At 44.4% G+C, this 14,379-nt stretch carries 11 protein-coding genes; 3 read left to right on the top strand and 8 right to left on the bottom strand.

The window, feature by feature from the left end; all coding sequences use genetic code 11:
* Nucleotides 1-10: 10 nt before the first annotated feature.
* Together hrpA and AC3CID_RS06440 are read right to left on the bottom strand one after the other, a co-directional pair.
* Nucleotides 11-4,111 (bottom strand): ATP-dependent RNA helicase HrpA, encoded by a 4,101-nt coding sequence (gene hrpA, locus AC3CID_RS06445; protein ID WP_488527113.1) that lies wholly within the window; start codon nucleotides 4,109-4,111, stop codon nucleotides 11-13.
* Between the two features lie 198 nt (nucleotides 4,112-4,309).
* Nucleotides 4,310-5,623, bottom strand: coding sequence for a MipA/OmpV family protein (locus tag AC3CID_RS06440; protein WP_171312016.1), 1,314 nt, complete (start codon nucleotides 5,621-5,623; stop codon nucleotides 4,310-4,312).
* A gap of 81 nt (nucleotides 5,624-5,704) precedes the next feature.
* Between AC3CID_RS06440 and AC3CID_RS06435 the strand changes: the two genes are divergently transcribed.
* From AC3CID_RS06435 to AC3CID_RS06425, 3 genes are all read left to right on the top strand, one after another.
* Nucleotides 5,705-6,265, top strand: a complete 561-nt coding sequence (locus AC3CID_RS06435; RefSeq protein WP_171314632.1) for a VC1380 family protein — start codon at nucleotides 5,705-5,707, stop codon at nucleotides 6,263-6,265.
* Nucleotides 6,266-6,271: 6 nt separating this feature from the next.
* The gene (locus AC3CID_RS06430) at nucleotides 6,272-8,335 is read left to right on the top strand and encodes a metallophosphoesterase family protein (RefSeq protein WP_488527112.1); all 2,064 of its coding nucleotides are present in this window, start codon (nucleotides 6,272-6,274) and stop codon (nucleotides 8,333-8,335) included.
* Between the two features lie 147 nt (nucleotides 8,336-8,482).
* The gene (locus tag AC3CID_RS06425) at nucleotides 8,483-8,932 is read left to right on the top strand and encodes a TerB family tellurite resistance protein (protein ID WP_372243794.1); all 450 of its coding nucleotides are present in this window, start codon (nucleotides 8,483-8,485) and stop codon (nucleotides 8,930-8,932) included.
* Between the two features lie 33 nt (nucleotides 8,933-8,965).
* Here AC3CID_RS06425 and AC3CID_RS06420 read toward each other — a convergent pair whose 3' ends face one another.
* The 6 genes from AC3CID_RS06420 to AC3CID_RS06395 all read right to left on the bottom strand — a co-directional run bounded on the left by AC3CID_RS06420 (nucleotide 8,966) and on the right by AC3CID_RS06395 (nucleotide 14,232).
* Nucleotides 8,966-9,403, bottom strand: coding sequence for a hypothetical protein (locus tag AC3CID_RS06420; protein ID WP_017077881.1), 438 nt, complete (start codon nucleotides 9,401-9,403; stop codon nucleotides 8,966-8,968).
* Nucleotides 9,404-9,405: 2 nt separating this feature from the next.
* Nucleotides 9,406-10,131 (bottom strand): winged helix-turn-helix domain-containing protein, encoded by a 726-nt coding sequence (locus AC3CID_RS06415; RefSeq protein WP_488527275.1) that lies wholly within the window; start codon nucleotides 10,129-10,131, stop codon nucleotides 9,406-9,408.
* A 440-nt stretch (nucleotides 10,132-10,571) separates the two neighbouring features.
* Entirely contained in the window at nucleotides 10,572-11,267 is a 696-nt protein-coding gene (locus tag AC3CID_RS06410) for a hypothetical protein (protein ID WP_054546547.1), read from the bottom strand.
* Nucleotides 11,268-11,283: 16 nt separating this feature from the next.
* Complete coding sequence (locus tag AC3CID_RS06405; RefSeq protein ID WP_004734744.1) at nucleotides 11,284-11,640, bottom strand: antibiotic biosynthesis monooxygenase family protein; 357 nt, start codon at nucleotides 11,638-11,640, stop codon at nucleotides 11,284-11,286.
* A 435-nt stretch (nucleotides 11,641-12,075) separates the two neighbouring features.
* The gene (locus AC3CID_RS06400) at nucleotides 12,076-12,606 is read right to left on the bottom strand and encodes a 3'-5' exonuclease (RefSeq protein WP_004734743.1); all 531 of its coding nucleotides are present in this window, start codon (nucleotides 12,604-12,606) and stop codon (nucleotides 12,076-12,078) included.
* A gap of 87 nt (nucleotides 12,607-12,693) precedes the next feature.
* Nucleotides 12,694-14,232: a sensor domain-containing diguanylate cyclase gene (locus AC3CID_RS06395; RefSeq protein WP_114633305.1), complete on the bottom strand. Its 1,539-nt coding sequence runs from the start codon at nucleotides 14,230-14,232 to the stop codon at nucleotides 12,694-12,696.
* Nucleotides 14,233-14,379: the final 147 nt, after the last annotated feature.

Raw genomic sequence — 14,379 nt, 5'->3', positions numbered from 1 at the left:
GCTTTATTCCTTAGCAAGCATCAATCGCGTTTTTAACACGCTTATCTGATACTGGGTAAGGCGTTCCGAGCTGCTGTGCGAAGAAGCTTACACGAAGCTCTTCTACCATCCAACGCACCTCTTTTACATTTTCTGGAACCGCGATCCCTTTTGGGATTTTATTCAGCAGCTCTTTGTAATCATTCATTACTGACTCAACTTTGATCATATGCAAGCGATCTTTGTTCGGGTCAATCGGCAGTTTTTCCATGCGGCGTTCAATCGCTCTCATATAGCGTAGAATATCCGGCAGGCGTTTCCACCCGCATTCTGTGGCAAACCCCTTAAAAATCAAACCTTCTACCTGAGCTTTTATGTCAGAAAGTGCGAATGCCATTGAAAGATCGACACGTCCTTTCAGCTTCTTACTGATGCTGAATGCGGTCGTTAGGATGGTTTCAACCTGTTGAGCAATCTCAACCACGCTGTCGCCCAGCTCTGCACGTACGTGTTCTTTCAGTGCTTCAAACTGCTCTGGTTCCCAAACCAAACCGCCCTTCTCTTCAATCAGCTTATCAATACCACAAGCGATACAGTCATCGATAAGATCGAGCACCTGTCCGTATGGGTTGAAATACAAGCCAAGCTTAGATTTGTTCGGCAAGTTAGAGTGCAAATATTTGATCGGCGATGGCACGTTCAACAGGATTAAACGACGCTGACCCGATTTCATTGCCGAGATCTGCTCTTGCTCGGTTTCGAACAATTTGATCTCTACGCTGTCTTTAGAATCCACCAGCGCTGGGAAGGCTTTAACATCGTAGCCGCCACGCTTCTGTTGGTAGACTTTTGGTAACTCACCAAAGCTCCACGTATGCAGGTTTTGCTGTTCGATGTCATCGTCTGCCACTTTAGAAAGCGTTTCTTGAACCTTGTCTTTTAGGCTCTCTTTCAATTCATGCAAGTCTTTCTGTTCTTTAAGCTTACGCTTGCGATGATCTACAGCGCGGAATGTTACCTTCAAGTGCTCTGGAATCTGGTCTAACTTCCAGTCATCACGTACTACTTCCACACCTGTCATGCGGCGCAGCTCTTTTTCAAGAGAGTCCAACAACGGTGCTTCAAGTGGTGTCACACGAGCCAAGAACGCATCAGCGTAGTTTGGCGCAGGCACAAAGTTACGGCGTAGCGTTTTAGGTAACGACTTGATTAGGCTAATTACCAGTTCCTGACGTAGGCCTGGGATCTGCCAATCAAAACCGTTTTGGTCAATCTGGTTCAAGATAGGCAGCGGGATATGGACCGTTACACCATCGTTGTCGTCGCCCGGCTCAAATTGATAGCTCAGCTTCAGCTTGATACCATTTTGGTGCCAGAAGTTAGGGTAATCCAAATCAGTAACGTGGCTTGCATCACCGCGGAACAGCATCGACTTTTCGAAGTTAAGCAGCTCTGGTGTTTTCTGGCTGGTCTTCTTCCACCATGTATCGAAGTGACGGCCTGAAACAGCCTCTTCGCCAACACGTTGGTCATAAAAGTCGAACAGTTCATCATCGTCGATCAAGATGTCACGACGACGCGATTTATGTTCTAGCTCTTCTACTTCTTGCAGTAGCTTACGGTTCTGCTTGAAGAAGGCATGTTTGGTTTCCCACTCACCTTCAACCAAAGCGCTGCGCACGAACAATTCACGGCTGACAGTGGCATCAATCGCACCGTAGTTCACTAAACGTTTCGGGATGATTGGGATTCCGTAAAGCATCACTTTTTCGTGTGCCATTACTGCCGCTTGCTTCTTCGACCAATGTGGTTCGCTGTAGCTGCGCTTAATCAGGTGTTTTGCTAGTGGTTCAATCCATTCAGGCTGAATCTTAGCGATAACACGACCCCAAAGTTTTGAGGTTTCCACCAGCTCAGCAGACATGATCCACTTTGGTTGTTTCTTAAATAAGCCAGACGCAGGGAAGATATGGAAGCGCGCGTTACGAGCACCTTGATATTCATTCTTCTCTTGGTCTTTCATACCGATGTGCGAAAGCAAGCCTGATAGCAGTGACATGTGAATGCCATCGTAGCTGCCCGGCTCTGTATTCAGCTTGGTATCCAATTCACGCATTGCTTGGTGAATTTGGAAGTACACATCTTGCCATTCACGGATACGTAAATAGTTCAGGTAATCTTGCTTACACTGTTTGCGGAACTGGTTACTCGACAGCTCTTTTTGTTGCTGCTTAACGTAATCCCAAAGGTTCACAAACGTGATGAAATCTGACTCTTTATCGAAGAAGCGTTTGTGCTTATCGTCAGACGATTGTTGTTTGTCTGATGGGCGCTCACGCGGATCCTGAATAGACAACGCAGAAGCAATTACCATCACTTCGTGCAGGCATCTATTACTTGGCGCTTCAATCACCATACGAGCTAAACGTGGATCAATCGGCAGCTTAGCGAGCTTGCGACCAATCGCGGTTAGCTTCTTCTTGTCGTCGCCATGATTCTTGTTTTTGTTCGCAGACGGTTCGACTGTCGCGATCGCACCCAACTCTTCAAGCAGCCTTACACCATCTTGAATATTACGTTTATCTGGCGCTTCAACAAATGGGAATGCTTGAATGTCGCCCAAGCCTAGCGCAGTCATCTGAAGGATAACCGATGCTAGGTTAGTACGAAGGATCTCTGGGTCAGTAAACTCTGGGCGTGATTCGAAATCTTCCTCGGAGTACAGACGAATACAGATACCTTCAGCAACACGACCACAACGGCCTTTACGCTGGTTAGCACTCGCTTGAGATACTGGTTCAATCGGTAGGCGTTGTACCTTGGTACGGTAACTGTAACGACTAATACGCGCCGTACCCGGGTCGATGACATACTTGATGCCCGGAACGGTTAACGAGGTTTCTGCCACGTTGGTTGCCAGAACGATGCGTCGACCAGTATGAGACTGGAAGATGCGGTTCTGTTCGCCTGCAGAAAGACGCGCGTACAGCGGAACAATCTCAGTATCACGCAGGTTACGTTTACTTAAAGAATCGGCAGTGTCACGAATTTCACGTTCACCGTTCATGAAGATCAAGATATCGCCTTGGCCTTCATCACACAGCTCATCAACGGCTTCAAAGATACCTTCGATTTGGTCACGATCTGAATCACTTTCATCACCACCTAGTGGGCGGTAACGCGTATCAACTGGGTAAGTACGACCTGATACTTCAATAATCGGCGCATTGTTAAAGTGCTTCGAGAAACGCTCAGGATCGATGGTCGCTGATGTAATGATAACTTTAAGATCAGGACGCTTTGGCAGAAGCTCTCTTAGGTAACCCATGATGAAGTCAATGTTCAGGCTACGTTCGTGGGCTTCATCGATAATGATAGTGTCGTATTGGCTTAAGAAGCGGTCATGCTGAATTTCCGCCAGTAGAATACCGTCGGTCATCAATTTGATTTGCGTGTTATCAGATATTTGGTCGTTAAAACGAACCTTATAACCAACAAAATCACCCAACTGTGTTTCCATCTCTTCCGCAATGCGGTTGGCAACTGAACGTGCCGCAAGACGACGAGGCTGAGTGTGGCCAATTAAGCCCATGCGGCCACGGCCAAGCTCAGAACAAATCTTTGGTAACTGAGTGGTTTTACCCGAACCCGTTTCACCCGCCACGATAACCACTTGGTTTTCAGAAATGGCTTTCGCAATGTCATCGCGCTTTTGGCTAACAGGGAGAATCTCTGGATATTCGATGGTTGGTTTGTGCGAGGCACGCTGATTTGCCGTCATCATTGACTTGGCAATGTCTAACGCTATCTCATCGAAGACAACGTTCTTAGATTGTTCGTTTTTAATTCTACTCGCACCAGCAATTCGCTTACTCAGACGGAAGCGATCGCGCATCATACATTCGTTGAGCGCTTTACGAAGAGAGGCTGGGCTATTTTGAGATGCTTTTGTATTGGCTGCTGCTGAATGATCGGCAGGTTTAGCTTTTGGTTGATTAGTTTTTGGTTGTTTAGCTTTTAAATGCTTAGCAGGTCGGTTCGATGCAGGCTTATTCGATTTCGCTTCGTTCTGTGGAGAACTTGGCTGTGCTGCATTCTTGTTGTTGTCTGCTTTTTCCGGAGACGAAGTCAAAGCGTGTCCTATTCTTGTACTTATTAAACTCGCGCGATTATATCACAAGTCTCAAACAAAAAAGCCTGACAACAAAGGGAAAACCTTTCGCTATCAGGCTGATTATTCACGCTAACACTAGCCGAAGCTATGAAAGCAAGGTCAAGTGTAAGTCGTTCCTTGTAAACTACGGCTAAAAGCCACCGTTACAAACTACGCTTAGAACTCGTATTGGAAATATACCGTGTTGTAGTTACTGCCGCCTTTGATTCGTCCGAACTGGGACGCGTTTTCAAAGATTGCAGAACGGTGATGCAATGAGTAACCGAACCACAAGTTGTTCAAGTCATTCTTACCAATCAAGTCGCCGACGTTTACATCGAATGAGAAGTCTAAGTAATTCAACAGATGGCTTGCTGTGTAACCTTTACGGTCCATCTCAGAGCCTTCGATATAGGTAATCGAATCGATGTAAGACATACCCTCTGCCACACCAACACGCCACTGAGTTGGCCAATCAAAGGTGTAGTACGCTTTGATTGCGATGATGTATTCAGTGCTGCTTGATTGAACCTCTGAACTCCAATGATGCGCGATACCTGGCGTTAGGTAGATGTCCAATGGAAAGCCGAAGATCTCATCGGTTAACGGGTGGCCATAGAAGAACGAGGTCAACTGGTTGTTGTATTCGTCTTTCTCTCTATTGAACTTCATGATGTCGCCAATATTGGATGGCGTAGCCCAACCGTGTGCGACACGTAAATACGGCGCATTACTCAGCTTAGGTTTCGGCGCTTTCTCTTTGTCGTTAAAGAAACCAAAGCCAAGGTACAACTCACCTTGATAGCGGTCTTCGACTATCGACGAATCGTAGGCATTATCGTCTAATCGAGTCACACTGGTTGACCCCAATAAGTATAAATTCGAAACCACATGGTAACGCGCTTCAACACCGACATTCAGATCTACACCTGCACCAATGGTTTCACTCGCTGCAGAGTAATATTCACTGTTGAAGTCAGCACTTTTATAACGTAGCGTCGCGCTTGGGTAAAACTCCCAATCTCCAGTTTCATACTTGGCTTTAGCACGAAAGTTACCGTGGAAGTTGTACTCACTGTCGCTCATTAATTCCGTCTCGACAGACCAAGGACCATCAAGTTGGTAGGTCAGTTGAGCACCGAAGTCCGCAGTATCGCCTTCAATTGCGTTCTGCTCAGAAGCTGGGATATCAATAAAACGCATGCGAGAAATAGCATTAAAAGACCATTTCTCGTCATCTGTTTGATAAAGATAAGCACCCATCTCGGTACCATCAATGAACACATAGTCGTTCTTGAAAAACAGCATCGGTACGAATGAGTTAACCGATTGGTCACCACCAGACGTGTCATAAGGGATGCTTGCAGTACGGAACATTGCAGCGATGCCCCACTCTTGTTCTTCAGCAGCCCACGCATTAGCACTTAGGAAAGCGCTACTTAGTAAAGCCACTCCAGTTGAAGTGAGAGTCGGTAAATATTTGAGCTTCATTCTTATGTAATTACTCTTTGTAATAAATATTGTGTAACTGAATAGACATTTATTAACCATGATGGCTAACTATTTTTAGGTTTGATCGGCATTGACCGTTACAATGTAGAATATTCTCGGTTAAATGAAAGTATTGTGAAAGTCTCCGAATTACAAAACATTATAGATCAGTTACCCAAAGATTCCGATCCAGATATTGTTGTGGGTGAGGCATGGCTGCCCGAGCGTTTGGTGGATACCAACCTAGACGGCGACATGCTATTTCTTGAATTCGATAATGCCCCTGAAGACAATCAAGGGGATGAAGAAGGCCGTGGCTTTGTTGAGCACGAGATTGCTATGATTCGAGAAAAGCTCGAACTGTTGTTAGACGAGCCTTCCGATACCAAGACCAAAGCCGATGCCCTATTGGCAATATTTCTAATGGGTCATGAACTTTCTAGCTCGGAAGTTATCGAAATACTTGAATCAACGGAATCTGAATCAACAGAGCTTGAGGCTACTGAGTCTGAAATGAGAGAACTCAAGATCATAAAGCCAGAAGCAACCGAGCCTGGAATGACAGAACTCAAGATCACAAAGCCAGAAGCAACCGAGCCTGAAATAGCAGAACACGAAACAAAAGAACTCCACGACGACTAACCACCAATGATTTTAGGTACCGTATTGAAACCCTCTACGACATCATCTCTTCCCCTGTTACTCGCCGGACCCATTTTAAGAAAAACCACCGCGACTGAAGTGGTACTTTGGTTAGCCACCAGCTCGTCTCTTGTTGGCCGGGCTGATATTTATATTCGTGAAACTGAGCACATTCGTGAAACAGGCTTTTCGAACGAAAAAGAGCATTCTGAACCAAAACAAAACCAACCGTTTTATACCTCATCGCTTGAAGAGCATGATTCGATTCAAATCGGTACACATGCGTGGATAACGCTAATTCGCTTACAAGGTGAGTTTCCGACTAATACGCTTCTTGAATATGACATTCACACAGAGTCAGGTTCACTAAAAGAGCTCGCCCCTCACCTTGTTTACAACGGTAAATCTCGCGTTGAGTTTAAGATATCGACCTCGGCTGATTACATTCTTCATGGCTCTTGCCGTAACCCGCATCATCCCAGCAAAGACAGCTTAGTCGCAGCCGATAACAAGATAGCCGAGCAAACCGTCGCTGAAAGACCTGACATGCTGATGATGAGCGGCGACCAGATTTACGCCGACCATGTGGCAGGCCCAACACTTGATGCTATTCAACAAGTGATTCAACTGCTTGGTCTTGTTGGTGAGAGCTTACCGACCGACTCACAAATTAAAGAAATCAACAGCAGTGACGCACTGTATAGCAGTGAATATCACTTATATCAGCGTCATCACTATTTACCGCACCACACCGCTTCAGAATCCATGCTCGATAAGTTCTTCCCGAATCGTGGCGTGCCGATTTTTAGTTCTACCGATTGTGAAAACCACTTGATCACGCTGTCTGAGTTTATCGCGATGTACTTGTTGGTTTGGTCTCCAACACTGTGGCAATGCGTCAATCGAGAGCGTTTAATTGAGAATAACTTCACTCAAGGTGGACGCCAATTAACACCGACTGAGCAGCAACAGTGGCGTGATGAAAGCGTCATCATGGATGATTTCATTGCTGGCTTACCACAAGTGCAGCGATTGTTTGCTCATATCCCAACGTACATGATCTTCGATGATCACGATGTTACCGATGATTGGAATCTCACTGTAGGTTGGGAGCATGCTGTCGACCAAAACCAGTTCGCCACTCAAGTGATAGGTAACGGCCTCGCTGCCTACTGGATGTGTCAGGGTTGGGGTAATAAACCGGAGAGCTTCGACGAAACGTTTATCGAGCAAGCAAAACAGCTTTTTGTCGATCAACCGCGCATTACTAAACAAACTCACAATGCAGCCAGCAATGCAGTGACTACTCACTCTGTTAGCAATATCGAGCCAGACAAGCATCAAGCCTTCATTGAGATGTTAAGTCGCTTTGAAGAGTGGCATTACACAATAGATACCTCGCCAAAAGTCATTGTGTTGGATACTCGAACGCGTCGTTGGCGTTCAGAGTCACGCATGAATAAGCCTTCAGGTTTAATGGACTGGGAAGCCTTGATTGAGTTTCAGCATCAGTTAATGAATCAAGATAAAGTAGTGATCGTTTCTGCGGCACCGATGTTTGGCGTGAAGTTTATTGAAACACTACAAAAGATGGCGACCACAATCGGCAAGCCATTAGTGATAGATGCTGAAAACTGGATGGCGCATCCGGGCAGTGCCAATACACTGATCAGTATCTTTACCCATACAAAAACACCGACCAACTTCGTGGTACTGTCTGGTGACGTTCACTACTCCTTCGCTTATGACATCAAGCTTAGGTATCGTCGCAACAGCCCGAACATCTATCAAATCACCTGTAGTGGCCTTAAAAATCAGTTCCCTGCTCCGCTGCTTAAATTCTGCGATGTATGGGACCGCCTGTTATACAGCCCTCGCTCAGTTTTGAACTACTTCACTAAGCGTAAACGCTTGAAGATAGAAAAGCGAAGCCCTGACAATCAGACCTTCTATCGCCTTTCAAACCGCAGTGCAATTGGTGAGCTCAGGTTAGATAACGACGGGAAACCGCAATCGATCACGACACTCAGTGGTGATGGTAAAATTACCCGTTTCCCAGAGCCAGATTGATAAAGTGCTCCTTATCGCTCGCCTATCCGTAATGTCAGTTTTTAGTAAAGACGCTTGCGATCACACTCTGTAGACCCAATAGTTGTAGTTATAGTTGATAGCTATCAGCGTTACGGAACCCGATACAAATTTTAACTGGAGCTCGTTATGTTCAATTCTCTCACATCAATGTTTAAACAATTGATTGAAGGCCAGGACCTAAGCAAAAACCAAGGCGCATCACCTAATGTCGCCATTGCGAGTTTATTGTGTGAAGTCGCGGGAGCCGACCATCAGATCAATGAATCAGAAAGAGTCGCTAAGCTACAGCTCCTGCAACGTTTGCTGGGTTTAGATGAAGAGCAAGCAAAAGTACTGCTAGCGCAAGCAGAACCAAAAGTAGAGCAATCAGTCTCGCTGTATGACTTTACATCGCAACTCAGAGACCTGTCTCAGCCAGTGCGAATCGACTTAATCAAAGCGATGTGGGAAGTGGCGCATGCCGACGGAGAAATTGACCCTATCGAAGACTCTGTGATCCGTAAAACAGCAGAGCTGCTCTACGTTGACCACAGTGACTTTATCAAGACTAAGCTGAACGTACTCGGTAAAAGCTAACCAAAGGCTCTCTACTAGCATTAAGCCTCTGTATTAGCGTAAGCGATCGCCATGCATGATGCCTTTGAGCTCTAACGGCGTGCCCTTCTTAGTGACATAAAGGCCACGCTGATTTGATACCAACACACTGCGCTTGCCTTGCGTTTGTTGAATGTATAAGTGCTTGATATTGAATGTCTGCTTATCTTGAGCCTGATCCTGGTCTAATTGATAAAGGTAGTAATGATTCCCCCAGCGCAAGAACACACCAAACATCTGCTTAGTTTGAGCGACATTCCCATCCATGTCATAGCCAATGTACTGCATTTTGACTCGACCATTTTCCAATCGGAGCGAGATTCTCTCCCAACCGACCATCGGGTATTCCGCAGAAAATCGATAGGTACTTTTGGTTGCGAGCCCAGAGATTAAGCCTACATTTAGAATCACAAAAAGCGTCAATAAGATAGGCATCCAAAACTTACGATTCATACTTATTGCCCTCGCTCATTGTTATTGTCGCCTTCGCAAGAGACAGTTTTAAACTGATGGCTTATCTCTTTCCAATGTCCATTTATCAAGGCGACGGCTTGGATATTTTGACACCCAACGCCAATGCGATGCAGATAGAGCGAATCAACACCGAGCTCTGACACGGTATCCAACTCTTTTATGACGGCTTCATCAAAATTCAAACTGTCGTGATAAACATCCATACCTCGGTAGGCACTCTTATCTATAAAAAATGCAAACTGATAAAACAGCATGAGAAGAAGCGCGCTGACTACAATTCCGGCAATACGAGATTGGTGACGAGCGATAAAGTGCTTCGCCTTAAACTGACGTGATAGTGAATCCTGTTGCTTTGATTGCCCAGCTTGTTGGTTCATGCCAGAAGGCTTAAACGGTGTCGCTGATGTCAATTCATCGACGATGGCACCTTTCTCTGAAACGATGGCGGCTTTCTCTGAAAACGCAGCTTCAACATGCGCTTCAGCGGTAGATGTTGGCATCGATAAATAACTACCGACCTGTTTCAAACCATTGAAGCTGTATCCTTCCTTTTGAACCGTTAAGATTTTGCAATCACACTCAAACGAATTTAATGCAGTGCGAATGTTCTTAACCGCGACATTAAGTGAACTGCCCGTCACAACCCTGCCCGGCCAGCAATGCTCAAGTAAAAAGTCTCGACCAACGGCTTTTGGGCTGTTCTTCACTAGATGCTCAAGGATCAGACCTTCTGAGGGGGATAAGGTGACCCGCTTACCAGATTCCGAATCAATGAGTGTGTTATTAATCAACTCGATGCTCGAAGCGTCTAAGGTGATTTTTTCATGGCTATTGGCGTTCATTTCGGCGAGGTGTTCATAAATAAAAAGGTCATCAAAAAAGTGTTTGTTTGGTCGAACTAATAGCAAACCATACATAGAAAAGAGTAGTGATAAGTTTAGCCAATAATTAAGCTAAATATAAGCTCAGCGAGTAACAATATAAGCTCAGTGAGTAACAATATAAAATAACAACAAGGTGAGTCAGTCACGTAAACTAACTCACCTTTGAACATAGCCAAGGTTTAACTCTAAACTGGTCATGCCCTATATTAAAACCTCGTCGTCACGCAATCTGAAAACGAGGTCACAATTCTGTTCTAGCGAAATTAGAGTTCCAGTTTGAATCCAAGTTCACTTACCATAACTTCAGCGAAGCCTAGCTTTACTGCATTCAACTGATTGGCAACTTCGCGCGCTTGCTCTTCGTTTTTAGCCAATATTGCCATTGAATAGACTGGCCTGATCATCGCTTTTTGGTTTGGCTTCTCTTCTGCTATTTCTTGGTGTTTTAAGTAAGCAGACGTAATCACACCTTGAGCACTCCAATCGACAACCATTTGTAAATCTTTGCTAATAACCTCATCGACAATGAATTGATTCTCAGGCTCTTTCCAAGCGAGTTCTACTGCGTAGTTTGTGAAAGCGACGTCCGTGTTTAACCACTTATTACCGATGTCTCTGATTTCAGTCACCTCTACAAGCTCTTTAAATTGGAATGGTAAGTTACCAATCAAGTCTCTAACGTGCTGCTCACTGTCCGCTTCAATCACAAACTTAATCATCGGAAACTTTTTATCCCCAATAAAGCTTTGTGATACGAACATATCGTGTACCAAGCCCGCATCAATCAGGTTGGCAAATGCTTTTTTCTGATGAGGCATTGCCTCAAATACGGCTTGGGCGTCATCGGTTTTCCAAGCCACTGACACGCCGTATGCCGCTGCGTGGGCATGGGTTGAAAAAAGAATGACTGAAAATAGAAAGCTAAAAATAGCTAAAAAGGTTCCTAGAGTTGTTTTCATTGTGGTGGCTTCCTAATTAGTCGCGAATAATTTCATACAAGTTAGGGTCAGCAGAAACCCCTTCAATTTTTAAAGGTGGTAATTCTTTTCTCATCGCCTGTATCGCATCATGGAAATGCTTTTTACTTTCCCACTCTGCAACATTAATAAAACGGTATGTCGCATCCGAGCTTAACGAGCGGTGCAATTTGGTAGAGATATATCCTGGTTGCTTCACCAATACGTCTCGCGCATCTTCCCAATACGTTAACGTAGCGGCTTCATGGGCTGGCTCGACTGAAAAAGTGTTTATCAATACAACGGGTTGTGCCGAAACCAACGCACTTACGCTTAGCGCCCCCAGTGCCAATCCATACTTAATAATGTTCTTCATCCTATTCTCCTTGTTTTGGGTGAGCTAACGCTACCACCTAGCTCTACCCAATCAAGGTCGAAACCTGCGATTTAATATTAATTAAAAAGCTAAATTTCAAACGAATATTATTCACTCGTAAAATAAGCGATGTAGCCATTCACTATTGATAAACCACTTGTTGAAATTAGATTTCTTGGAATAGTCATTGCCCTCAACGTGAGTAGTCATTACCCTCAACGTGAGTAGTCATTGCCCTTAACGTGAATATTCATTGATCTCAACGTGAATAGTCATTGCCCTCAATTTGCATCGTCATTACCCTCAAATAACAGGCACAAAAAAACCACCTAATAAGTAGGTGGCTCTTCATTTTAATAACTCACAAGATTCAGGCTAACTTTAAGTGTTTAACCTTTCAGTATTTAACCAAGCGCCTCTCTGAAATACAAACGATCACAACATCGTCAGCGCAAGCTTTGCCAAATTATAAGCGTCAACATAACCAGAGTGCTGACGACCTTCCCACTCAATGTTTTTCGCTTCTTGAGCAGCACGGTGACCAATACGTTTCTCTTTCAATCGATTCTGAACTCGATAAAGCGTGGCGATATTCAAGAACTCGCTGAACGGAGGTTCGATGCCTTTCTCAATACACTCTTTGTGTAAGATAAGGTCGTCACGTCCCCACGCTGCATAGATTTTCTTTGGGCCACCGAAGTTCTTAATCATCGACTTGATAACAGACTCTAATGGGCGACCCTGTTTTTCGATTTTGCGAGGTGTAATGCCCGTTAACTCGGCGCAGAATAGAGAGACTTCGTCTTTTTCGGGCTTAACGTAATATTGCGCGCGCTTCACGATGGTTCCAGATACAAGATCGATCTCAGCAAGACCAATTTCAATGATCTCCCCTGTTGTTCCTACACCGTCTTCGCTCCAACAGCACATTTCCAAATCGAAACACACCACTCGATTGTGATTCATACGTCGCCTAATTCTCTCGTCAAAAATTTCGTGAAATTGTACATGAGCCTAATAAAGAACTCGACCCCAGTTGCATCAAGTGCTCATTTAGCCTGCAATTGTGACTCGATTTCGGCCATTTGACTTACTTAGGTATAACATGCTGTCAGTTTTTTGAAGGAGCGCTTCAATGTCTTCATTAGTGCGGATGGTCGCCCCGATGCTTAGAGTGCAACTCAATAGCTGGCCAGAATGCTCGCAATGAGACTCACTCACCGTCTCTAAAATACATTCTAAATAGCGAGACAATGAGTCATGTTCGGTGATGCTCGAAATAATACCGAACTCATCCCCTCCCATCCGGAATAGGTTATCTCCAGACTTCAAGCTCACTGAGATAACCTTAATCACATGGATAAGTAACGCATCACCGGCTGGGTGCCCAAACTTATCATTGATCTCTTTAAACTTATCAACATCAAACACTATTAAGCTAAACGGCTTATCGCTTTGTATCGATTGACCAAGCATCTTATTAAAAGCTCGGCGATTATAAATTTCCGTTAAACTGTCATGATTGGCAAGAAAGCGAAGTTCTTCTGTTCTTTCATCAATCATTCGATACAAGCGCTCTTTCTCTCTAATTTGCAGGTTCACGATATAAGCAAGCAGTAACGAGATAGTGGTACCAACTATGCCGATTCCCGCCAACACTAAGTAACCATTAAATGAAATACATGCATCTATCTTGAAGTCGATGATCCATTCACGATTAGTTAATGTAATCGTCTTTGTAATGTGCTGCCCAGTTACCGCTTCATAACCATTGGTTTCGAACATTATCGGGGCATCTTCAGCTTCAAAACCGCTATCGGTAACACGCACATAAACGTCCATATCGCCGACAGTAGATGCCAGAAGTTTCTCAAAATAGTATGTGGTACGAACAACACCAATCACAACCCCTAACAAATTGTCAGTTTGACCATCAAACACAGGGTGGTAAACCAACATTCCGCTCTTAGGTGTATTGCTGTCTAAACCATCTTGCAATAGACGAACTTTGTCTGAAATATTCGCTTCACGTGTTTTTTTAATGTTATCAATGATCAGATTAAACCGCTCACGAGAAGAGTAAAAACCCAAAACACCGTTGTTCACTGGATCATTCGGATATATATCTGTCGCGATAAATACGGGCTCGCCATCCAAGATATAACCATAAGTTTTTGGCCCATGTTTAGGGATAGTAAACATTCTATAGGATGGGTATTGAGCTTTCATTTTGGCGGTGTGCTCGGCAAGATCTTCTACCGCTACTTTTTGCATCCACTGCAATCCGATCAGGCTTTTCGAACCGTTAATCGTTTGCTGAGCAAAACGATCAAATCGATCCCGACTATCGACATCATTAGAATAGAAAAAATTTGCACCGGAACCGATATAAGCAACATCGTTATCAATAAACGCTTTTAAACTGAGCGTTTGATGCTGTGCAAAGCTGTCCAGATTCTCATTCAAAGACCTATTTTGATTCAACGCAACCAAAACAAAACACAACACCGTCATCAAAAATGTGGCAAAAAAGACAACTAACGGCAAAGTTCGTTTCTTCAACCCTGTTATAGGGTCGGTAGTGTGGGGCATACAGCTTCCCATATGATGTTATTTTGAGTCGAAAGTATACACTGCCGGAATGCTAGGCTCTATTTATCTTTGACTCTCACAATGGGATAAAACTAACACTATTTACAACCCATGGACATTTACGGCTAATAAACCAACAAATCTCGA

This window comes from Vibrio sp. QJM3NY_21 (assembly GCF_057785975.1).
The sequence above is the reverse complement of the archived record's forward strand: the minus strand, read 5'-3'. Positions and strand labels throughout refer to the sequence as shown.